This is a genomic window from Daejeonella sp. (assembly GCF_044232565.1).
In the GTDB taxonomy this organism is placed as follows: domain Bacteria; phylum Bacteroidota; class Bacteroidia; order Sphingobacteriales; family Sphingobacteriaceae; genus Daejeonella.
The window spans coordinates 1-23,449 of record NZ_JBIILQ010000013.1 but is presented as its reverse complement, the minus strand read 5'-3'; the positions used below and the strand labels follow the sequence as shown (position 1 = coordinate 23,449).

The 23,449-nt window shown below is 37.6% G+C and carries 17 protein-coding genes; 10 read left to right on the top strand and 7 right to left on the bottom strand.

The genetic code is table 11. From position 1 onward, the window contains the following. Positions 1-1,088, bottom strand: a 1,088-nt coding sequence (locus tag ACILQF_RS01850; RefSeq protein ID WP_395625708.1) for a carboxypeptidase-like regulatory domain-containing protein, incomplete at its 3' end; no start/stop codon positions are given. Between the two features lie 224 nt (positions 1,089-1,312). On the opposite strand from ACILQF_RS01850, the gene ACILQF_RS01845 reads away from it, so the two are divergent. From ACILQF_RS01845 to ACILQF_RS01835, 3 genes are all read left to right on the top strand, one after another. Beyond that, complete coding sequence (locus tag ACILQF_RS01845) at positions 1,313-3,757, top strand: penicillin acylase family protein (protein WP_395625707.1); 2,445 nt, start codon at positions 1,313-1,315, stop codon at positions 3,755-3,757. Positions 3,758-3,813: 56 nt separating this feature from the next. After that, positions 3,814-4,173 carry a hypothetical protein gene (locus tag ACILQF_RS01840; protein ID WP_395625706.1) on the top strand — a complete coding sequence of 120 codons (360 nt, stop codon included), beginning with the start codon at positions 3,814-3,816 and terminating at the stop codon, positions 4,171-4,173. Between the two features lie 65 nt (positions 4,174-4,238). Next, a complete protein-coding gene (locus tag ACILQF_RS01835) occupies positions 4,239-5,228 on the top strand; it encodes an acyl transferase (RefSeq protein ID WP_395625705.1) in 990 nt (329 codons plus the stop codon). A gap of 182 nt (positions 5,229-5,410) precedes the next feature. Here ACILQF_RS01835 and ACILQF_RS01830 read toward each other — a convergent pair whose 3' ends face one another. The 4 genes from ACILQF_RS01830 to ACILQF_RS01815 form a co-directional block, all read right to left on the bottom strand. Next, a complete protein-coding gene (locus tag ACILQF_RS01830; protein ID WP_395625704.1) occupies positions 5,411-6,856 on the bottom strand; it encodes a Gfo/Idh/MocA family protein in 1,446 nt (481 codons plus the stop codon). 27 nt (positions 6,857-6,883) lie between these two features. Then, entirely contained in the window at positions 6,884-7,456 is a 573-nt protein-coding gene (locus tag ACILQF_RS01825; protein WP_395625703.1) for a gluconate 2-dehydrogenase subunit 3 family protein, read from the bottom strand. Positions 7,457-7,466: 10 nt separating this feature from the next. Then, positions 7,467-9,146 carry a GMC oxidoreductase gene (locus ACILQF_RS01820; protein ID WP_395625702.1) on the bottom strand — a complete coding sequence of 560 codons (1,680 nt, stop codon included), beginning with the start codon at positions 9,144-9,146 and terminating at the stop codon, positions 7,467-7,469. 176 nt (positions 9,147-9,322) lie between these two features. After that, the gene (locus tag ACILQF_RS01815; protein WP_395625701.1) at positions 9,323-10,573 is read right to left on the bottom strand and encodes a nucleoside permease; all 1,251 of its coding nucleotides are present in this window, start codon (positions 10,571-10,573) and stop codon (positions 9,323-9,325) included. 343 nt (positions 10,574-10,916) lie between these two features. Between ACILQF_RS01815 and ACILQF_RS01810 the strand changes: the two genes are divergently transcribed. The 5 genes from ACILQF_RS01810 (at position 10,917) to ACILQF_RS01790 (ending at position 17,905) form a co-directional block, all read left to right on the top strand. Next, entirely contained in the window at positions 10,917-14,312 is a 3,396-nt protein-coding gene (locus ACILQF_RS01810) for a ThuA domain-containing protein (RefSeq protein ID WP_395625700.1), read from the top strand. 220 nt (positions 14,313-14,532) lie between these two features. Next, on the top strand, positions 14,533-15,690 hold the full coding sequence (locus ACILQF_RS01805) for a Gfo/Idh/MocA family protein (RefSeq protein WP_395625699.1): 1,158 nt from the start codon (positions 14,533-14,535) through the stop codon (positions 15,688-15,690). Positions 15,691-15,700: 10 nt separating this feature from the next. Next, entirely contained in the window at positions 15,701-16,753 is a 1,053-nt protein-coding gene (locus ACILQF_RS01800) for a sugar phosphate isomerase/epimerase family protein (protein ID WP_395625698.1), read from the top strand. A gap of 38 nt (positions 16,754-16,791) precedes the next feature. Further along, positions 16,792-17,187 carry a c-type cytochrome gene (locus tag ACILQF_RS01795; protein WP_395625697.1) on the top strand — a complete coding sequence of 132 codons (396 nt, stop codon included), beginning with the start codon at positions 16,792-16,794 and terminating at the stop codon, positions 17,185-17,187. A 1-nt stretch (position 17,188) separates the two neighbouring features. Next, the gene (locus ACILQF_RS01790; RefSeq protein ID WP_395625696.1) at positions 17,189-17,905 is read left to right on the top strand and encodes a DUF1080 domain-containing protein; all 717 of its coding nucleotides are present in this window, start codon (positions 17,189-17,191) and stop codon (positions 17,903-17,905) included. Positions 17,906-18,042: 137 nt separating this feature from the next. Here the strand turns inward: ACILQF_RS01790 and ACILQF_RS01785 are convergent, their stop codons facing one another. Next, positions 18,043-19,854, bottom strand: coding sequence for a hypothetical protein (locus tag ACILQF_RS01785; RefSeq protein ID WP_395625695.1), 1,812 nt, complete (start codon positions 19,852-19,854; stop codon positions 18,043-18,045). A 56-nt stretch (positions 19,855-19,910) separates the two neighbouring features. Next, positions 19,911-21,194, bottom strand: a complete 1,284-nt coding sequence (gene tyrS / locus ACILQF_RS01780; protein ID WP_395625694.1) for a tyrosine--tRNA ligase — start codon at positions 21,192-21,194, stop codon at positions 19,911-19,913. A 130-nt stretch (positions 21,195-21,324) separates the two neighbouring features. Between tyrS and ACILQF_RS01775 the strand changes: the two genes are divergently transcribed. Next, a complete protein-coding gene (locus tag ACILQF_RS01775) occupies positions 21,325-22,005 on the top strand; it encodes a hypothetical protein (protein WP_395625693.1) in 681 nt (226 codons plus the stop codon). 104 nt (positions 22,006-22,109) lie between these two features. Further along, the coding region (gene ligA / locus ACILQF_RS01770; protein WP_395625692.1) for an NAD-dependent DNA ligase LigA at positions 22,110-23,449 on the top strand (1,340 nt) is incomplete at its 3' end.

Sequence of the window (23,449 nt, the reverse complement as noted above, 5' to 3'; positions counted from 1 at the left end):
ACTCCAACAATATTAGGAATAGCTCCACCTGATGCTGCTGCAACACCTGCATTGGTTGCCGATTGTACAGAATTAGCAATATTACGCATGTTCTGACTAACCTCATCACCATAAACGTTTATACCATCATAGTTTGGATCAGAACTTCTATCTCCACCTATAACTTTTCGTGAAGTACGATTGAAGTTTGTAGTATTAGCGGCCTGCCAATCATCTGCTTCTAGGATTGAGAAAGTTGTTTTAAATGCAAATTTATTCCATGCCTTTGCAAATCTTAATCCATATTCCTGGAAATATGCTGACGATTGTAATGGATCATTAACGTGGTTGACACCATTTTTCGTAGAGAAACTTACTCCTTGAGTGGTATAAGGATCTTTTGAATTCATTAACATGGTACCATTAATACCACCAGCTCCATATAAAGCAGATGAAGCACCTGGAAGAAGCTCCACATTATCAAGATCAAGCTCTGAAATACCGATGATGTTACCCACAGCGAAATTCAAACCAGGAGCCTGGTTATCCATTCCGTCAATGTATTGGTTAAATCTTGTATTTCCGTTTGCGTTAAAACCTCTAGTGTTAATCGACTTGAAGGTTAAACTTTGAGCACTCATTTCTACCCCCTTTAAATTATTAAGGGCATCATAGAATGATGGTGCAGCAGTTTCACGAATAGCAGCTAGTCCGAAACGCTCAATAGATACTGGAGACTCCAATATTCTTTCAGGCGTACGTGAAGCAGCAACTACTACTTCTTGACCAAGAATCGACTGTGATTCCATTTTAATTTCTAGATTCGAAACAGAACCAGCAATCACTTGCTCAATAGTTTTGTAACCAATGTAGGTAATCACCACGGTAAATGGTGCTTTTTCTGAAGTACTGAGATTGAATTTTCCTTCAGCATTTGTAGATGTTCCAATTGTTTTGCCTTTCACTGTGATGGCAACGCCTGGCAGTGTTTCGTTGGTTAACTTATCGGTAACGACACCAGAAACGCTCGTAGTTTGAGCAAAACTGATGTTCATAGTGCCAATAATTAACAATAAAATACAGGCTAAACGAGTAAATGTTTTATTCATAGTTCTCGGATTTATTTTGATTTTTTTTTGAATTAATTAATAAAACTAATGCAATATTTCTACTCAAACAAAACATTTTAACATTTATTTATCTATGTGCAGTAAAATTGCGCCTCAAAAGACTCTGAAAACCGCGAAATTTTAACAAATACTAAATATTTAACAAAAAATAATATTTTGAAAAACTTATTAATTTTTAGGATATTTATAAATATTTGAATTTTATGAAGATAGTTAAAGCGGTTTTTGCCGGATTGTTTGCATTTGCACTGATTGTTGTTTTGAATACAAAACTTGGAGATATTCCACCATTAGCAAAATTTCTAGACCCTTTTCAAGGATTTTGGACAAACGCAGAAGCTAAAGAACAAAATCCAGAAAATAATTTGATTATTAAAGGCTTAAAAGGTGATGTTGAGATACACTTCGATGATCAGATGATTCCTCATATTTTCGCAGACAACAACCACGATCTTTATTATGCTCAAGGATATATTACTGCTAAAGACAGATTATGGCAGATGGATTTCCAAACTCGCTATGCCTCTGGCCGATTATCAGAAGTTGTTGGCCCCAAAGCTATAGAGCTTGATAGATACCAACGTAGAATGGGTATGACTTTTGGTGCTGAAAATATGGTGAAGATGATGATGGAAGATCCTGAAATAAAAGAAACAATGGATGCCTATACCGCTGGTGTGAATGCATACATCCACTCGCTTAATCCCGGAGACTACCCTCTAGAATTCAAAATATTAGATTATGCTCCTGAAGATTGGAAGCCTTTAAATTCAGCTTTACTTCTAAAATTAATGTCGGCCACCCTGGCTGGAGGCTCCAACGAATTTTACATGAATAACATTCTAAGTAAGTTCGGACCGGAAATAACTAAAAACTTATTTCCTGATTATCCATACAGGGAAGACCCTATAATTCCTGTTGGCACCACTTGGGATTTCGATCCGATCAAAACGCCGAGTGTTCCAAAATTAAACCTGTCCGATAAAACAGCATATAATATTAAGACTAGGGAAATTGAAGAAGGAATAGGAAGTAATAACTGGGCAATAGCCGCAGAGAAATCAGCAGGTGGCTTTCCAATTCTTGCCAACGACCCTCACCTTGATCTCACACTACCTTCTATATGGTATCAAATTCAACTAGCCTCTTCCGACATGAATTCATGCGGTGTTTCCATTCCTGGTGCACCTGGAATCATCATTGGCTTTAATCAAAATGTAGCCTGGGGAGTAACAAACGTCGGTGCCGATGTATTAGATTGGTATAATATTAAATTTAAAGATGAATCTAAAAAAGAGTATTGGTATAATAATCAATGGAATCCTACAAAGACAAGAATAGAAACAATTCAAGTAAATGGGGGCAAAACCTTGACAGATACCGTCATTTATACTCATCACGGTCCGGTAGTATATACTAGCCAACAGCGTCCGGATAATTTCTCAATGATTAATAATATTCCAACGGGGCATGCTCTTAGATGGGTGGCACATGATGGATCAAATGATACCCGGACTTTTTTCATGCTAAATAGAGCAAAAAACTATGCAGATTACCGCAAAGCATTAACTTACTATTCAGCACCTGCACAAAACTTTATTTTCGCTAGCGTGGATAATGATATTGCTATTACACCAAATGGTTATTTGCCTCTAAAATGGCGCGGACAAGGGAAATTTTTATTAGATGGATCTGATCCGGCAAATGATTGGCAAGGCAGAATTCCGGCAGAGCATAACCCAACAGTTAAAAATCCGAAAAGAAAGTTTGTTAGTTCAGCAAATCAGTTTCCAAATGATCCCAGCTATCCTTATTATATTAACTGGGAATATGCAGGTTATGAGCGTTCTCACAGAATAAATAAGAGATTAGCTGTTATGACGCAAGCAACAGTGGATAGTTTACAAAACTTGCAGAACGATAATTACAGTGTTCTTGCAGAAAATATTTTACCAACTCTTAAAAGCTTGGTGGACATAAAATCACTTAATGCAATTGAAAAAGAAGGATTTAGTATATTAAGCAAGTGGAATAAACATTTTAATGCCGATGAAATCGGTGCTAGTATCTTTGAATTATGGCATAAAAATCTTGGAGTTCAAATTTGGAAGGATGAATTTAGTGACCCTAAAACACCTATGAGATTCCCTTCACGTGATAGAAGCGTTGAATTACTATTAAATGAACCCAATTCTGTTTGGTATGACAATGTAAATACCGCGAAAAAAGAAACACGAACAGAACTTGTAAATGCTTCTTTCAAATTCGCTATAGATAGCCTGAAACGCAAATATGGCTCAATTGATAAAGACTGGGAATGGGGAAATTTAAAGAGCACGAATGTTCCTCACCTTGCAAAAATTGCAGGATTCGGGTCTAAAAATTTATATAATGGAGGCTCCAAAACTTCGGTAAATGCGGTAAGTGAAACCAATGGACCATCCTGGAGAATGATTGTAGCCTTAGGTAAAAACGTAAAGGCCTATGGTGTTTTTCCTGGTGGAGAATCAGGCAATCCTGGAAGTCACTATTACGATGATATGGTTGATACGTGGTCGGATGGAAAGTTAAACGAATTAGTTTTCCTAAAGAATAAAAAGGAAACATCAAAACGAATCATTTCAACCTGGAAGTTAAAGAATAAATAAAATTAACAGCTTACTCAACAAATAAGCCTCAATATTTAACAAAAAAAAATAAGACTATGTTATTCCTTTTAATCGCTATAATTTCTCTGATTTTACAACTGTTCTTACCCTGGTGGATTATTGCACCAGTAGCATTTGCTTTAGCAGCATGGAGAGCTAATTCGGGCAAAAACGCGTTCTTTTCTGCATTTCTTGCCATTTTTACACTTTGGATAATCGTAGGATTGATCCATACGCTTCCAAACGAAAACATCTTAGCAAATCGTGTTGCAGGCATGCTTACCTTGCCCCTTAACTCATTCAACTGGTTGATTGTATTGCTAATAAGTGGAATAATTGGCGGAATTGCAGCAGGATTTTCTGCCCTCGCAGGACGCTATGCTAAAGAAGCTTTCATGCCAACGAAAAGGAAATAATAAACAGCGTTTTTATTCATGCGAGCAATTCTGAACACATTTGAAAAGGTTTCTTATCTTTGGATGTGGAATATTTAGATAGCAGTCGACTTTTTTCTGTTTCTGACCTTCAAACATTCGAAGCACTATCTCTTGAAATCTTCAATTATCAAGTCCGGAACAATGAAGTTTACGGTCGTTTTGTAGCTAATCTTGGGATTGACATTCAAAGTATCAAAGAGCCTAAAAACATTCCTTATCTTCCCATCGAGTTTTTTAAAAGCCAGAAGATTATTTGTGGTAAATTGCCTACAGAGGTTATTTTTAGTAGTTCTGGGACAAGCGGAATGGTCCAAAGCCAACATTTAGTTCCAGACATTTCAATTTATATAGAAAGCTATCGTAAAGCATTCCAATTATTTTACGGAAATATTAAAGACTACGTTATTTTAGCGCTTCTCCCATCCTATCAAGAACGGGAAGGATCATCCCTCATTTACATGGTTGATGATTTAATCGGACTCAGCAATCAAGAAAAAAGCGGTTATTTTCTTTATGACCATCAATCTCTGAAAAACACGCTTGATGATCTCCAAAAAAACAAAACACCCACAATTTTAATTGGTGTTACCTATGCATTATTGGATTTTGTAGAGAGCCATCGCATTGAATTTCCAGAACTTATTGTGATGGAAACCGGCGGCATGAAAGGTAAGAGAAAAGAATTATTAAGAACTGAACTTCATGAAATATTATGTGCAGGATTTGGAGTAAGTTCCATCCATTCAGAATATGGCATGACCGAACTTTTATCGCAGGCTTATTCCAAAGGAAATGGCATTTTTTATTGTCCGCCATGGATGAAAGTCGCCGTTAGAGATACCAATGATCCTCTGAGTTTTTTAGGCTATGAACAGACTGGCGGAATAAATATTACTGATTTTGCAAATATTCATTCATGTTGCTTTTTGGCTAGCCAAGACCTCGGAAAAACATACCAAGATGGAAGTTTTGAGATTTTAGGGAGATTTGATAATAGCGATATCAGAGGATGTAATTTACTAGTACAGAATTAAAGCATTCAAAAATCAAAATCGATAAAATATTTCTTTTTAATTAAAATAACAAGCTTTTAGCTAAATAATTTGAAGGATAAAAGATTTATACATATTAGATTTAGCAATAATATCCTAAACAAAAAAAGGGAGCAGAAAAAATCCACTCCCAAATTAATATATCAATAATCGAAAACAATCAATTACATCCCTAAAGTCCAGCCCGAGCGATACTTTCTCTTCACAAATTGATTAGCTTCATCAAAGTTAGTAATTTTCATATTTGGCCCATCCCACAGTAATTTTTTATATCTACCTGGGTAGGTAAAACCATTGCCTGCAGCATTTGCATTACGAATATCGAAGCCACGAATTGCAAGGTTACCCATTAATAACGCTTCGGTAAGTGGACCCGCGACAGAAAAGTCGGAGCTTACCTCCATTTTACCATAGCCAGCAATTGCCGCATCAACCCATTGCGTGTAATGACCCGCTTCTTGCCCTGGTACACGAGCAATAGTTTCAGCAACATTCACCTCCTCATTTCTTGAGAGGGGTAATAACCTAGGGTTTTTTCCATAGGTATCGCAGAGCATTTTACCTTTAGAGCCGATAAAAAGAACCCCATTCCCACCATCACCAAAAATTTCGTCGGGACCAAGTTCTTGGGGGCGTTCCGGTTGAATTCCGCCATCCATCCAATGCAATTTAACCTGTGCATTATTTTGTTTTGCGGAGTTAAAGCTCATAATAACATGAGAAGACGGGGGGCAGCTTTCTGGGAAGTAGCCACGCTTAAAGGAATCAACATAAACACTACCCACACTACATTCCACATCAGTAGGATAATTTAGTCCGAGTACTCTAAAAGGCGCATCCGCTAAATGGCAGCCCATATCTCCAAGAGCTCCAGTTCCATAATCCCACCATCCACGCCAGTTAAAAGGCACCAATTTATCTACATAATCAGTCTGAGGTGCTGTTCCAAGCCATAAATCCCAATCCAATTGTTTAGGAATTTCCGATTTTTTTGAAGACCAAGGAATACCTTGAGGCCAAACTGGGCGGTCGGTCCAGCAATAAACGGTATGTACATCCCCAATAATCCCGGCATTGTACCATTCCATCAATTTACGAGAACCATCAGTAGATGTACCTTGATTTCCCATTTGGGTGACTACTTTATATCTTTTTGCTGCTTCTGTCAAAATCCTTGCCTCATAAATATCATGAGTAAGTGGTTTTTGAACGTAAACATGCTTTTTTAGCTGCATGGCAGAGAGCGTGATAATAGCATGATTATGATCTGGAGTAGACACAGAAACCGCATCAAAATTTTTCGACTCCTTATCCATCATCTCACGCCAATCTTTATAATATTTGGCTTTAGGAAACCTCTTTACAGAATTTGCTGCACGACGGTCGTCCACATCGCATAAAAAGCCAACTTCGGCTTTACCGCCGCTAACAAAGCCTGTAAGATCACTCTCACCTTTACCACCTGCACCAACGCCAGCAACTATTAAGCGGTCGCTGGGCGCGGTAAAGCCCTTTCCTCCCAATACATGGCGAGGTACAATCATAAAACCTGCTGCAGCAAGACCAGCTGTTTTAACAAAATCTCTTCTTGAATTAGTTTTCTCCGTCATAAAATTATTAAATGAAAAAATTATTTATTAAGCATTTGCCCATGCGCGATCTCCTTTTTTATAAGGAACATCTCCATCAAAACTCCCTGGGGTTTCAACGTAACGTAAAGCTTTGGTCGATCCAATTTCGGAAGTAAAAAATCCGAGAAGTGTTAGCTCCTTCATCATTCTAAAATAATGAGGTGGATCTTCCGCTTTTTTTGTCTCCGTATAAGCCTTTTGCTCCGCATCAAGCTTTATTAGTACGCTTGTACGCTCTTGAGCATTAATTTCTATGAAAGATTTTCCTGTTTGGGTTTTAATTTGACTTTCGAGCGACTTAATTCCTTCTTGGAAAATAAGCTGATGTTCTTTAGTATAGCAATCTTTTACCATGATATCCATAAACAAGCCAACTTTGGCCTCTTTTGCCCCAGGAGTGCTTGTTTTTGGTAAAATAGTCTCACCAATTTCATTTAGGAGGTCTACTATTTTTTGGTCAAAAAATACTGGCTTTTGCTCCGTACTCGGGCTACATCCAAACTCAAGAAAAAGACTTGATCCAATGATAGTACCACCTAAAATCCAGCTAACCTGTGCTATTGCTTCTCTTCTATTCATAAAATCCTGACTAAATATTCCCTTTTTTTAATTCACTAACAGCGTGATCAACCGCACGGGCAGTCAAAGCCATATAAGTTAATGATGGATTTTGACATCCTGCAGAGGTCATTGCTGCCCCATCTGTGACATAAACATTGGTCGCATCCCAAACCTGATTGAATTTATTGAGTACTGATGTTTTAGGATCGTGTCCCATCCTTGCAGTACCCATTTCATGAATTCCCATGCCGAGGGTATACCCTGTGTCGAAGGTTTTTACATCCTTCAACCCAGCCTTTTCAAGCATCTCCTGGCCATCAGCCATCATATCTTTCCTCATATTGAGCTCATTCTGTTTGAGTTCAGCATCGATAGAAAGCACATTTAAGCCCCACTTATCTTTTTTATTCTGATCAAGAGTAACTTTATTTTCATGGTATGGAAGAGTTTCACCAAAGGCGGTAATTCCCATCGTCCAAGACCCTGGTTCACAAAGTGCGTCTTTAAAATCGCCGCCAATACTTAACTCAGCAACATTACGACCCCAACCTTCACGACCAGCACCACCTTGGTAACCAAATCCACGAATATAATCGCGTTTTTCATCGCCTAGATTCCTAAAGCGAGGGATGTAAATTCCGTTAGGACGACGCCCAAAAACATATTTATCCTCAAAACCTTCCATTCTACCAGATGCACCCAAGCGGAAATGATGATCCATAAGGTTATGTCCCAGTTCACCACTGCTACTTCCTAAACCACCATCCCATACATCAGTCGCTGAGTTCATTAAAACCCAAGTAGAATTTAGAGCAGAGGCATTTAAAAAGATAACTTTTGCAAAATATTCATACGTCTGATTGGTTTCGGCATCCAATACTTCTACTCCAGTAGCTTTTTTAGTATCCTTATCATACAAGATTTTTGTTACGATTGAGAATGGACGGAGCGTAAGATTTCCAGTTGCCACTGCAGCAGGAAGGGTTGAGGATTGCGTGCTAAAATAGCCTCCAAATGGACAGCCAAGCCAACATTTATTACGGTATTGACAATTTGTACGGCCTTGAATAGCCTTGGTTAGGTTTGCCACCCTTCCAATAAGCATGTGTCTATTTTCTTTGTAATGTGCTTTTATACGTGCAGCAACAACTTTCTCAACTACATTCATCTCCATTGGAGGAAGAAAATCGCCATCAGGAAGCTGAGCTAAACCATCTTTTGAGCCACTAATTCCGGCAAAGCGCTCCACATAGCCATACCATTTTTCTAGATCTTTATAGCGTATTGGCCAATCAACTGCTATACCTTCTTTAGCATTCGCTTCAAAATCCATTTCACTTAGGCGATAACTTTGACGGCCCCACATTAAAGAACGACCACCCACCTGATAACCCCTGTACCAATCAAAGCGCTTTACTTCAGTATAGGGACTCTCCTTTTCATTTGCCCAGAAGTCGAGGTTTTTTTCATTGAGCGCATAATCGCGCTTCAAAACAGGATAATTATCTATCATCTCCTGGGTGCGTCCACCTCTATGAGGAAATTCCCAAGGATTTTTAGTTGCATTTGCATAATCTTTGACATGCTCAATGTTTCTTCCACGCTCAAGCATGATCGTTTTCAACCCCTTTTCGGTCAGTTCTTTGGCAGCCCAGCCCCCACTAATTCCTGAACCAATTACAATTGCATCATAGATATTATCAGCCATATTTTTTTTAAAAATTTCAATTCTTTAAACATCTCAAATATTAGCTGAAGCTTTTAAGGAACTATTCTCTTTAAAGCTATAAAACAGCATTCATTTCATAGAAGAAGGTTAAAAGCAATAGTATAGCTGCCTTTAACCATAATTTTTATAACCGCTTTTGCGATAAAATCAATGAGTTAATGTGAGGCTGCATCATTTTGTCTTTGAGCTTCTTCTTCGCGTTGGCTAAAGGTAAAGACAAATATAATGGCTACAGCGGCAGCTATACCAGCAGCTACCAACCAGATTTTCTCCCAGTCATGACTTGTGTCAGAAATTTTATACGCATCACTTACTAAACCTGCAACCCAGAAACCAATCAGCATTCCAACGCCATAGGTAGCAAGAGCTATTAGGCCCTGAGCCGAACTTTTATATTTTTCGCCAGCTTTTGAATTCGTATATATTTGTCCCGAAACAAAGAAGAAATCATAACAAATTCCATGCAGTGCAATACCGACAATTAAAAGGGATGCTAGTTCATTGGCATTACCATAGGCAAAAAACAAATAGCGAACTGCCCAAGCAATCATACCAACAAGTATAGTTTTCTTAAAGCCGAATTTAGTGAAGAAAACAGGCAGTAATAATAAGAATAACACCTCTGAAATTTGTCCGATAGTCATTTTACCTGTCGGATTTTCCATTCCTAGCTCAGACAAGAAAAGGTTAGCATTTTGATAATAAAATGCTAGCGGAATACAGATTAGAATCGATGATATAAAGAAAATTAAGAAATTTTTATTCTTTAATAATTTAAGAGCATCTAAGCCCAAAATATCTGATAAGGTTACCTTTTCTCCTTTTACTGCAGAAGGAGGAGTTTTTGGAAGAGTGAAACTAAATACACCTAAAATAGCGGAAGCGATGCAAGCCATTAAGAAGGTATTTTTTAATAAGCCATCGGTAACTCCTTGAACTGAATCCCAATGAAATAGGAAACTGATGCAAAGGCCAGCAACAATCCAACCAATTGTTCCCCAAATACGAATGGATGAAAACTCCTTCTCTGGATTTTTCATTTGATTAAAAGAAACCGAGTTAACAAGAGCCAAGGTTGGCATAAACATAATCATGTAACTAAAAACATAAGGATAGAAACCCCCAAAATCAGTTGCATTGTACATTTGAAACATCAACAAAGCACCTACTAGGTGTAGAAAACCAAGAATTTTCTCTGCATTAAAAAATCTATCGGCAATTAAGCCAATGATAAAAGGTGCAATAATAGCTCCGAAGGATTGGGTAGAAAATACCGCAGCGCTTTGAGATCCATCAGCAAGTAGATTTTTTCCCAAAAAAGTACCAAGTGTAACAAACCACGAGCCCCAGATAAAAAATTCCAGGAACATCATGAAGGATAATTTAATTCGTTTTGTTAGGGTCATAATTAATATTATTTTGTTTAGTTTAATTTGAATGTGAATACTGAAGAATGAAAAGTAATTTATCTGTCTATTTGAGCACCATTAAAACGATAACATTTCAAGAAATAAAATCCCAAATCTTCCCAAGCATTTACCCATCCATCATTTTTCATTTTTTGTTTAAAATAAATGTATATTTTTATTTTTAATATTTCATACTCAATAATAATTCAATGTTGCATTTTTTTAAACCAATTTCGCAGAAATCACTAAAAACCTATTAGATATTGTTTGATTTATATCGAAACAATGCTGAAATTAAAGAAAAATTGGACTTTTTAAGATAAAAACAATCACAATAAAAATGAAGCATACCGCAAAACTAATTCCTTCCTTAATACTCATGATGTCGCTATTTTCTTTTAGCAGCTGGAAGCAAACTGAAAAGCCAAAAATATTAATTTTTAGTAAAACTGCCGGATATCGACATGAATCTATCCGTGCTGGAAAGCTCGCAATGATAAAAATGGGGAATGAAAATGGCTTTCAAGTTGATACCACAGAGAGTGAAAATTATTTCAATGAAGATTCCTTGAAGAATTATTCAGCAGTAATTTTCCTAAGTACCACAGGCAATGTGTTGAATAGTCCGCAGCAAATCAGCTTCGAGCGTTACATTCAATCCGGTGGTGGCTATGTGGGAATTCATGCTGCCGCAGATACAGAATATGACTGGCCGTGGTATGGTAAATTGGCAGGGGCCTATTTTATGAGTCACCCGAAAATTCAAGATGCCACCCTTAACATTCTAAATAAAAATCATATTTCCACTAAACATTTGCCAGCAAACTGGAATCATAAAGATGAATGGTACAATTATAAGAATATCAATAAAGATGTTCAAGTCCTAATTAATCTGGATGAAAAAAGTTATCAGGGAGGAGAGAATGGTGATAATCACCCTATTTCATGGTTTCAGGAATTTGATGGAGGTAGAGCTTTTTACACAGGATTAGGCCATACCAATGAATCTTATACCGATCCACTATTCCTCAAACATGTTTTAGGTGGAATACAATATGCTATTGGGACAAACAATAAGCTTGATTATTCAAAAGCAAAAACACCTCGTGTTCCCGAAGAAAATAGACTTGTAAAAACAGTTTTAACGATGGGCACTTTGTTTGAGCCTACAGAAATGGCGATTCTGCCAAATTTGGACATTTTATTGGTACAGCGTCGTGGAGAAGTGATGCTTTATAAATCGAACACAAAAAGTATTAGTCAAGTTGCAGCGTTAAAAACCTATTCACAAACATCAGTAAAGGGAGTAAATGCTGAAGAAGGTGTTTTAGGCTTGGCGGCAGACCCAAATTTTAAGGAAAATAATTTTGTATACATTTATTATAGCCCATTAGATACGGCAGTCAACCGACTTTCAAGATTCAAATTCATTAACGACAAATTTGATATATCGTCAGAGAAAGTAATTTTAGATGTTAAATCTCAACGAGAAATTTGTTGTCATACTGGAGGATCCATTGCTTTTGGTCCGGATGGTTTATTATATGTTTCTTCTGGCGACAATACCACGCCATTTGATGTTCCCAATGAGCAATTTGTGAATAAAGGCTACGGGCCGATGGATAATAGACCCGGACTTGAACAATATGATGGAGGTAGATCATCGGGCAATACAAACGATTTACGTGGTAAGATTTTACGAATTAGGCTCAAGGCTGATGGGACTTATGAAATTCCTGAGGGCAATTTATTCCCACCAAATACTCCCGGTACGCGACCAGAGATTTACGTTATGGGAAACCGTAACCCCTACCGCATCTCTATTGATAGTAAAACAGGTTTTTTATATTGGGGTGAAGTGGGCCCAGACGCCAGTGCCGATAGTCCCGAGCGAGGGCCCCGTGGCTACGACGAATTAAACCAAGCAAGAAATGCTGGTTTTTTTGGTTGGCCATATTTTGTTGGCAATAATTATCCATACAAATCTTACGATTATAAAACAGGAATTGCAGGAGAAGCATTCGACCCTAAAAAGCCAATAAATAATTCACCAAATAATACTGGATTGAAGAATCTCCCTCCTGTTCAGCCTGCATTTATTTGGTATCCTTATGGGGATTCGAAAGAATTTCCACAACTCGGATCTGGTGGGCGTACAGCAATGGCAGGCCCTGTTTATCACAATGAATCATATCCTAAGGAAACTAGATATCCTGATTATTTTAACGGGAAATTATTTTTTTACGATTGGATTAGAAATTGGGTTAAGGCAGTGAGCATGAAAGAAAATGGCGACTATGACAATATGGAAAGTTTTATGCCATCCACGTCATTTGCAGCTCCTGTTGATATGGAAATAGGCCCCGATGGAAGAATTTATATTCTAGAATATGGAAAAGGATGGTTTACAAAAAATGCAGATGCAAGCATATCGAGGATCGATTATATTGCAGGAAACCGACCACCAAAAATCAATAAGTTTAGTTTAAAGAATAGTAGCGGATTAATACCTTTTAAACTAGTTGCAAAGGTTGAGGCTGTAGATCCAGATGGGGATGCATTAAGTTATGTGTGGGATTTAGGAAATGGGATTAAAAAAACCACTTCGGTGCCATCTATTGAACATATTTACACCAAAGCAGGCGAGCATTTGGTGAGTGTACAAGTATTGGATAAACAAAAGGCCATCAGTAAAAGTAATACTATAGAAGTAGTAGCTGGTAATGCTCAGCCTAATCTTGCAATACAATTAAAAGGCAACCGAAGTTTCTATTTTAGCGGTAAGCCTATTGATTATCAGGTTATTGTAAATGACCAAGGGGCTGTAGTGAATAAAACCACCGTTTATGTAGCAAATAGCTATAATAAAGGAACCGATTTGGCGGGATCATCATTGGGACATCAAGTTTATTCTGAAACACAGGCGGGACAAGCGTTGATGTTAAAATCAGATTGCCAGGCATGCCATCAAATGGATAAAAAATCTGTCGGCCCCTCGTTTAAGCAGGTTTCTGTAAAGTACCAGAAGGATGCGAATGCATTGAGCTATTTGGCTGCGAAGATTATTAATGGAGGTAGTGGCATTTGGGGACCAGTGGCTATGTCGGCACACCCCACAATTAGCGAGGTTGATGCCAAAAAAATCGCACAATGGGTTTTATCTCTGGAGAATGCCGCTATTGCAAAGGCTTCACTTCCAATGGTAGGAAAAATCATTCCTGAACCAATAAAGGATGATGAAGAAAACACAAGTTTTAATTTATTTGCAAGCTATACAGACCAAGGTGCACTCGGTTTAAAGCCATTGACAGGCACTTCTTCGGTATTATTAAGAAGTAATAAATATAATGCTCGCGAGCTTACAGACAAGAAAAACATAGCCTTTAAAGATTCTACAAGCAGTGGGTTTTTGGTTTACCCTGAAAATAATGGATGGCTAAAAATCAAACAACTCGATCTATCAGGCATCAGTACAGTTGAACTTTCGAATATCTCACGAGGTCAAGCAGGAAATTACACCGTTGAACTACGCCTTGATTCTGAAAAAGGCCTTTTAATTGGAAAAAGCAATTTCTTAGATAATGGCACTATAAATTCACAAAAAAATGTGTCGGTCGCTCTCAAACCAATGATCGACAAAAAGCTGCATACGCTTTATGTGCATATCCTTACAGATTCAAAAAATCTCAAAAACCGTGCATTATTGAGAAGTTTAACATTTAATCCAGTAAAATAATTCAGAATAAGGCTTCTGTTAATATTCTTTCTATGACAGAAGCCTCATTCAAAAAATAAATGGAATAAAAAATTCTCACAAAAATGCTTGTAAGAAATTTTAATTGCGCCAGTGTATTATTATATTGAGCCAATGATTTTGATTGATTAATTCTGGTTAAAAAATTTATTCCAGATTGATTCTTTTTCATAAAAACATGAGATTACATTTTTAGATAATTATGAATAGAAAATTAAGAATGGGAATGGTTGGTGGTGGTAAAGGAGCCTTTATTGGTGCCATACACCGTATTGCAGCTAACATGGATGGAATGATTGAATTGGTCTGTGGCGCATTGAGTACTAGTCCGGATAAAGCCAATGAAAGCGGAAAAATGCTGTTTTTAAGTCCGGAGAGAAGCTATCATACCTACGAAGATATGATCAAAAAGGAAAGTAAATTACCTGCAGATCAGCGCATGGATTTTTTAACAATAGTTACTCCTAACCACGCACATTTTGCACCTGCTATGATGGCCCTCGACCATGGTTTTCATGTGGTTATCGATAAGCCTATTTCGTTTACCTTGGATGAGGCGAAGCAACTCAAGAAAAAGGTGGAAGAAACAGGCTTATTACTCCTTTTAACACATACTTATGCGGGTTATCCAATGGTGAAGCAGGCAAGAAATATGGTTAAAAATGGGGAATTAGGTAAAATCAGAAAAATTTTAGTTGAATATCCACAAGGCTGGCTGAGTCGCCTTTCCGAAAAAGACGGAAATGCACAAGCCGAATGGAGGACCGACCCAGCGCGATCTGGAAAGAGCGGATGTATGGGCGATATAGGTACCCATGCAGCCCACTTAGCCGAATATATCAGCGGATTAAAAATTACGAAACTTTGTGCAGATCTTAATATAGTTGTGGAAGGCCGAAAATTGGATGATGATGGCAATGTATTGCTGCGATTTGATAATGGTGCCAATGGAGTACTCGTAGCCTCACAAATAGCTGCGGGCGAAGAAAATGCGCTTAGAATTAGAGTTTATGGCGAAAAGGGAGGCTTAGAATGGGCACAACAGGAGCCAAATACTTTGATTATGAAATGGTTGGATGAACCCATTCAAATATTAAGAACTGGAAGCCACCGATTAACAAAGGAGGCTAATTTCAATAGTCGCACCCCTGCTGGCCACCCAGAAGGATATTTAGAGGCATTTGGTAACCTTTACCGAAATTTTACACTCTGTTTATCTGCAAAAATTGAAGGAAGAACAGCACCTGCAGAAGCTTTGGATTTTCCATCTGTTGATGAAGGAATAAGGGGGATGGCATTTATTGACAATGTGGTTAGGAGTGGTTTAAGTAATGAAAAGTGGACAAATTTTGACCTTTAATTAAGAGAAAATGACAACAATAAAAGGACCTGGAATATTTCTAGCACAATTTTTAGGAGATGAAGCTCCATTTAATAGTCTAGAGTCGATTTGTAAATGGGCGAAAAGCCTTGGATATGCGGGTGTACAAATTCCTACTTGGGATCCACGCTGCATTGATCTTCAAAAAGCGGCGGAAAGCAAGACCTATGCAGATGAAATTAAGGGGTTAATAAATTCGTGCGGACTGGAGATTACCGAGCTTTCTACCCACCTACAGGGACAATTAGTGGCAGTTAATCCGGCTTATGACCAACTCTTCGATGGATTTGCACCCGCCTCAGTACATAATAATTCGAAGGCACGTACAGAATGGGCTGTTCAACAATTAAAATATGCTGCGGAAGCCTCGAAAAACATGGGTTTAAATGCACATGCAACATTTAGTGGTTCATTATTATGGCATACTTGGCATCCTTGGCCACAGCGTCCGGAAGGGCTTGTTGATGCAGGATTTAAAGAATTAGCAAAAAGATGGCTACCTATTCTCAACCACTTTGATGAACATGGAGTAGATGTTTGCTATGAAATTCATCCCGGAGAAGATCTTTTTGATGGCGTAACTTATGAGATGTTTTTGGAAAAGGTGAATAATCATCCAAGAGCATGTTTATTGTACGACCCATCGCATTTCGTATTACAATGTCTTGATTATGTGCAGTATATCGACCATTATCATGAGCGGATTAAGGCCTTCCACGTAAAAGATGCTGAATTTAATTCAACAGGGAAGCAAGGAACATTTGGAGGATATCAGAGCTGGGCAAACCGTGCAGGACGCTATCGCTCTCCAGGTGATGGGCAAGTAGACTTCAAGAAAATTTTCAGTAAGCTAACACAATACGATTTTAAAGGTTGGGCAGTAATGGAATGGGAATGCTGCATTAAGCATCCCGAAGATGGAGCACGTGAAGGAGCAGCATTTATTAAAGACCATATTATCCGGGTTACAGAAAAAGCATTTGATGATTTCGCCGGGCGTGGAAGCGACGAAGAGTTTAACCGAAAAATATTAGGCATTTAATATAAATCACTATTTTTACTCAATATAAATACAGAATCATGAAAAAAATAATCGCACTAGTAGGAATTTGCAGTATAATTTTTGCGTGTGGAGGCGAAAAAACAGAAAGTACTGATGATACTAGCAGTACTTCAACAAAGGCAACAGAAGAAGCGGCGACTGTGGCTGTAGGATCAGCAAAAGGTGAGCAATTAATTAGCCAATCTGACTGCCTAACTTGTCATAAAGTAGATGCAAAAATTGTTGGTCCATCTTACAATGACGTAGCTAATAAATACCCTGCAACCGACGAAAATATTGCAATGTTAGTAGGAAAAATTATTCAGGGAGGTTCAGGAAATTGGGGTGAAATTCCGATGTCGCCACACCCGGCAATTAGCACTGAAGATGCAACAGAAATGGTTAAATATATCCTATCCCTAAAAACAAATTAATATGAAATATTTTAGTCTTATGATTCTATCTGCTCTTTTTATTAGCGGATGTGGATCAAGTAAAAATGTGATGAAAGACACCTCAAATACAAGTTCCCAAGAATGGCAAAAACTATTTGATGGAAAAACAACATCAGGATGGCATAGTTATGGTGAAAAAAAAGCGGGAAAGGCATGGAAGGTAGTTGATGGTTCTTTATACCTTGATGCAAAAAATAAAAAAGAAGGACAAGGTGGAGATATTACTACAAATGAAGAGTTTGGTAATTTCCATTTTAAATTAGAATGGAAAATTTCTAAAAACGGAAATAGTGGAATCATGTTTTTCGTGAATGAAGACCTTAAAAAATATGGAGCGTCTTATAATACTGGACCCGAAATGCAAGTATTAGATAATGATGGTCATCCAGATGGAAAATTTAATAAACATCGTGCTGGCGACCTTTACGACCTTATTGCAAGCAGTTCTGAGCCTGTAAAGCCAGTTGGTGAGTGGAATCAGGTTGAAATTATCTCAAAAAATGGCAAACTCGACTTCAAGATGAACGGAGTAAACATTGTTTCTACTAGTATTTGGGATGAGCAATGGAATAATATGGTTGCAGGAAGTAAGTTTAATACCATGCCTGGATTTGCAAAGTACATATCTGGTAAAATATCACTACAGGATCATGGAGATGAGGTTTGGTACAGAAATATTGAAATAAAAAGACTATAATCGGTTATCAGTTATCAGTTGTCGGTTGGCAATTGTCGGTTGGCAGATAAGGCTTGAATATTTTGAATATAAAAAAGCCCATAAAATCATTGATTTTATGGGCTTTTTTTATGATTGAAAATCCTGAAAGGCTCAGGTTAATCCTTTTCAGGATAGATTCCAATTCTTTTTAGCAATAAAGAAGCATTAAAAGTTTTACACTCCCCAGCTTTGAGCTTATAATCAAAGTTCATTTCTTCGCCTTCAACCTGAATATCAAAATAAAAATTTCTAATATAATTCGGGTATTTCTTTTCTAAATCCGCAATCTGTAAATCATGTGTTGCCACGATTCCCACCCCATTCTGTGCAATCAACTTTTCAATAACCGCCTTAGAGCCTAGGTATTTATCAAGTGAGTTAGTCCCGCGTAACATTTCATCAATTAGAAAGAAAACCCTTTCTGGCCCTTCCAGAATTTTCAACAATGCTTGCAAACGATCGAGTTCCGCTTTAAAGGTCGATGTGCTTTCATTTAAAGAATCGCGGATACGCATGTAGGAAAAGACTAGCATTCTGCTTACCTGCATCTCTTTGGCGCAGGATGGCGCCCCACACAAAGCAAGAACCGTATTTATACCGAGAGTCCGCAGAAAAGTGCTTTTACCAGCCATATTTGAGCCGGTTATGATATCAATTTTTAATTCATCATTTAAACTATAATCATTGCTTATTCTAGTTGAAGATGATATTAAAGGATGAGCAATTTCTTTGGCATTTAGTGTATATCGATCGCCTTCTTGGATAGCAGCAAAACACCATTCAGGATTATTGGTATTTAAGCTACTCAAACTAATCAAGGCTTCGAAAGAGGCAATTAGCTCAAAAGCCTGCTTCAAATTGGCATGATTTTGCTTTTTCCAATCCTCAATAGCGAACAATTGACGGATATTCCAAATCATAAGCGCATTTAGAACTACACCCACACTTGTCAGTCCCAGGCTTAGATGACTTATTAAAAGCGAAAAATGTTTTATTTGCTCGGAAAACTTAGCCTTGTTATCATTTTTGAGATCCGAAGCTAATTTTTTACCCAAGCTGGTGTTCCAATCTTCATTTTTAATTGCTTTAATAGCCTCCGAGAATTGAGTAAGAATATTACTCATTTTGCCGATAATGCTATCCGTTTTTAGAATTCTAGCATTAAAATTTTGCGTAAGAAAAAAGTTGAAAATGAGTAGCGTAAAAAGTACTAGAACTAAATAAGGAATAAAGAATGCACCAATTGAGAAGGCAAAAAAGAGATATGGAATAATTTTAACGTAGTTTTTAAGCCACCGAGCTTGCTCTTGGACTGTTGAATCCATATAGCGAAATAATTCCTTCACTTTATCTTCAGATGGAGTATTTGCAAAGAGGAGAACCGCTTGAAAATGATGCTTCCATTTTAATTTAGAGCGCAATTCGCTTAGCATTTCCTGGCGTTCACGAATTTCAATTATTGAAGAAGGTTTAAGTAGCCAATTTGCCAAGGTTACATTTCCAGGTGCCGTTGCACAACGGTTAATCATCTCAAAAAGAGAGGATTTTCCGAAAATATCCAGATCTGAGGAATAAGGATGCAAGTCATCAGAAAAGTCCGAGCCATCCGAGTACAAACCAGCTTTTCTAGCTATGCTACTAAGTTCATTTTCATGAACATCCGCTAAGGAGATAAAGTAGTTTTTTTGCTTTTGAAATCCCTTTTGTTTAGAAACTAGCCAAGTGAATCCCAAAATAAAAAGTAAAACTGATAAAATAGACAGCCAAATTTGATCGTATTTAATACATTGATAAAAAATAACTAAAGTAATAGCCAATGCAAAAAGTCGCAAAAAAGAATAGACATTTATAAGTCTTTCCAAGCGCTTTGTTTCTAACTCACATTCAATAATTTGAACTTTATAATAATCGCTAATCTGCTCTTGCATAAACATTATGTTAATTCCGGTATCAATGAATAGATACTACAGGGGCAGAATGAAAATTATTCCACACTAATCAAAAAATAGTTTTTCTTACCTTTTTGCGCGACTAAAAATTCGCCATTTATCAAGTTTTCAGCATTAAGAATAAGTGCTGGGTCCATAATTTTTTCCTTATTTATGGATACTCCTCCCCCACTAATCATTTTGCGAGCTTCTCCTTTTGATGGGAAAACTGTGGTCTTTTCGGCTAACAAATCAGTAGCGTTGATACCTGCTGAAAGTTCATCTTTTGAAATGGTAAACTGAGGTAAACCTTCAAAAACTTCAAGCACATCTTCTTTAGAAAGTGAGTTTAAAAATTCGAGGGTACCATTACCGAATAAGAAATCGGATGTTTTAAGCGCTGTTTGAAGAGCTTCTTGCGAGTGCGTGCGGACAGTGATTTCATCTGCAAGAGCTTTTTGTAAGATTCTTAAGTGTGGAGCAAGATCATGTTCCTTTTCAAGAGATTCTATTTCAGTCTGCGATTTAAGAGTAAATATGCGAATCCAACTTTTTGCGTCGGAGTCTGTAGTATTTAACCAAAACTGGTAAAATTTATAGGCTGAGGTTTTAGCAGGGTCGAGCCATACCGCACCACTCTCCGTCTTTCCGAATTTAGTACCATCAGCCTTTTTAATCAATTGAGTAGTAATTGCAAAAGCACTTCCCGAACCCTTGCGACGAATCAATTCTGTTCCGGTAACAATATTACCCCACTGATCTGAACCGCCCATTTGAACCTGGCAATTCTTCTCTTTCCACAAATAATAGAAGTCGTACCCTTGCACAAGCTGATAGCTAAATTCAGTAAAAGACATCCCAGTTTCACCTTCTAACCGCTTTTTTACAGAATCCTTAGCCATCATATAATTGACAGTTAGGTGTTTACCTACATCGCGAATAAAGTCAAGAAAGCTGAAGTTTTTAAACCAATCGTAATTATTCACCATTTCGGCACTATTGGCACCGCAGTTAAAGTCGAGAAATTTTTTCAGCTGACTTTCGAGGCATTTAACATTATGATTTAGAACATCTTCAGAGAGGAGGTTACGCTCTGCCGACTTACCGGATGGGTCGCCAACCATACCTGTTGCACCACCTACAAGAGCTACAGGCTTATGCCCTGCTCGTTGAAAATGTATAAGGGTCATAATTTGAGTAAGGTGACCAACATGCAATGAATCTGCTGTTGGATCAAAACCTATGTACCCAGAGGTCATTTTCTTATTCAGCTCCTCTTCCGTTCCGGGCATGATATCGTGCAGCATTCCTCGCCAGCGTAATTCTTCTACAAAGTTCATTTTATATTAAGGCTCATTAGTTTACAAATATAACAGAATTGATAAAACCCCTGCATCGCAAAAAAATCGTATTTTTAATTGTTGCTTAGAAATCTTGAAAGAGCATTAACAACACAAAAAGCAAGAAAAAATGAATTTCCTATCTCACTTTTACTTCGACCGGAATAGTGAAGACCCCCATTTGGTGTTGGGAACCATTTTGCCGGATTTAGTAAAAAATGCGAGAAAAGATTGGAATTTACATCCAGAAAAAAATAGTGAATACTACAGCAGTACGGTTGAACATTCGATTTTAAGGGGTTGGAGGAGGCATTTGGCGGTCGATCGTCATTTTCATAATTCTCAATTTTTTCAAAAACATACACATGCCATTCGCGATCTCATTATTCCTGCTTTACAAGATTCTGTTGTAAGACCATCCTTTTTAGCCCATATTTCGTTGGAGCTCATGCTCGATAGCACCCTACTCACTGAAAACCAGGTAGATGCTGAAGATTTGTATGTACACCTGCGGCAAGCGGACAGAAAATTAGTACAACAGTTTCTTGAAATAAATAACTTGGATGATACCGTCCATTTCTTCACATTCTTTGAAAAGTTTATCCAAGCAAACTACCTCAATAGCTATCGCGAAAGCCATAACTTAATGTATGCCTTAAACCGTATTTGTATGCGCATTTGGAAAGATCCATTGAATGAAAAACAAATGCAAGACCTTTCAGAAATTCTTGGCGAATATCATCAATCAGTACGAAAGAATTATATGGAGATATATGATGAAATAGCTCTTGTAATTGACCCTTTACCCTAAAATGAATACGATATAATAATTTATATAGATTAATATTCCAAATAAACATGGAACAAATTAGTTGCTTAATTAAAATTATCAATTGAAAAAATTATCTTCGCTTCATGTCATTATTTGAAATAAAAGAACGGATTGAAAGCCTTGTTAAAGAGCTTAATGAGCATAATTACAAATATTATGTTTTGGCCCAACCAGTAATTTCAGATTTTGAATTCGATAAAAAGCTTGAAGAGCTAGCCAAATTAGAGAAAGAATACCCAGAATATCTTGATCCTGAATCGCCAACCATAAAAGTTGGCGGATATATTACCAAGGAATTTGAAACTGTAAAGCATAAATGGCCCATGCTTTCTTTAGGAAACACCTACAACGAACAAGATTTAAAAGATTTTGATGAACGTGTACGGAAGTCGATTGGCAATGATTTTGAGTACGTGTGTGAGTTAAAGTTTGACGGATTATCTATCAATATTACCTATGAAAATGGTAAAATGGTACGTGCCGTTACACGAGGTGATGGAACGCAGGGCGATGATGTAACGAACAATGTAAAAACTATACGTAGCATTCCGAAATTAATTAAGGCAGGAGCGTTCCCCGAATCATTTGATATTCGCGGAGAAATATTCATGCATCGTGCCGCATTCGAAAGGCTTAATAATGAGCGAATTGAGAATAATGAAAATGCTTTTGCCAATCCTAGAAATTTCGCTTCGGGCACCTTGAAAATGCAAGATTCGGCGGTAGTTGCCAAACGTCCTCTCGATTGCTTTTTATACTTTTTATATAGCGATAATAATAATTTTAGCACTCATTGGGAAAGTCTTGAAGCGGTAAAAAAATGGGGTTTTCATGTTTGTGAGCATACAAAATTGTGCAACAATATTGAGAGTGTACTTGATTTCATAAACTATTGGGAAGAGCACCGCTTTGGTTTAAGTTATGATATTGATGGAATTGTTATTAAGGTCAATAATTTCAGTCAGCAGCAAGAACTAGGATTTACCGCAAAATCCCCTCGCTGGGCCATCTCCTACAAATACAAGGCTCAGGAAGTAGAAACCATTCTTGAAAAAGTAAGCTATCAAGTTGGCCGTACTGGTGCAGTTACCCCAGTAGCGAATTTAAAACCCGTTTTATTGGCTGGCACAATTGTAAAAAGAGCAACATTGCACAATGCCAATGAAATTAAGCGTTTAGATTTACACTCAGCCGATACCGTTTTGGTGGAGAAGGGCGGAGAAATCATCCCTAAAATAATTGCCGTAAATACTGGAAAACGTAATCCAGATGCAAAAAAGGTCATTTACCCTGAATCATGTCCCGAATGTGGAACAATACTCATCCGTAAAGAAGGAGAAGCCGTTCATTACTGCCCGAATGATGAGGGTTGCCCCCCACAAATTATCGGCAAAATGCAGCATTTTATTGGGCGTAAAGCGAT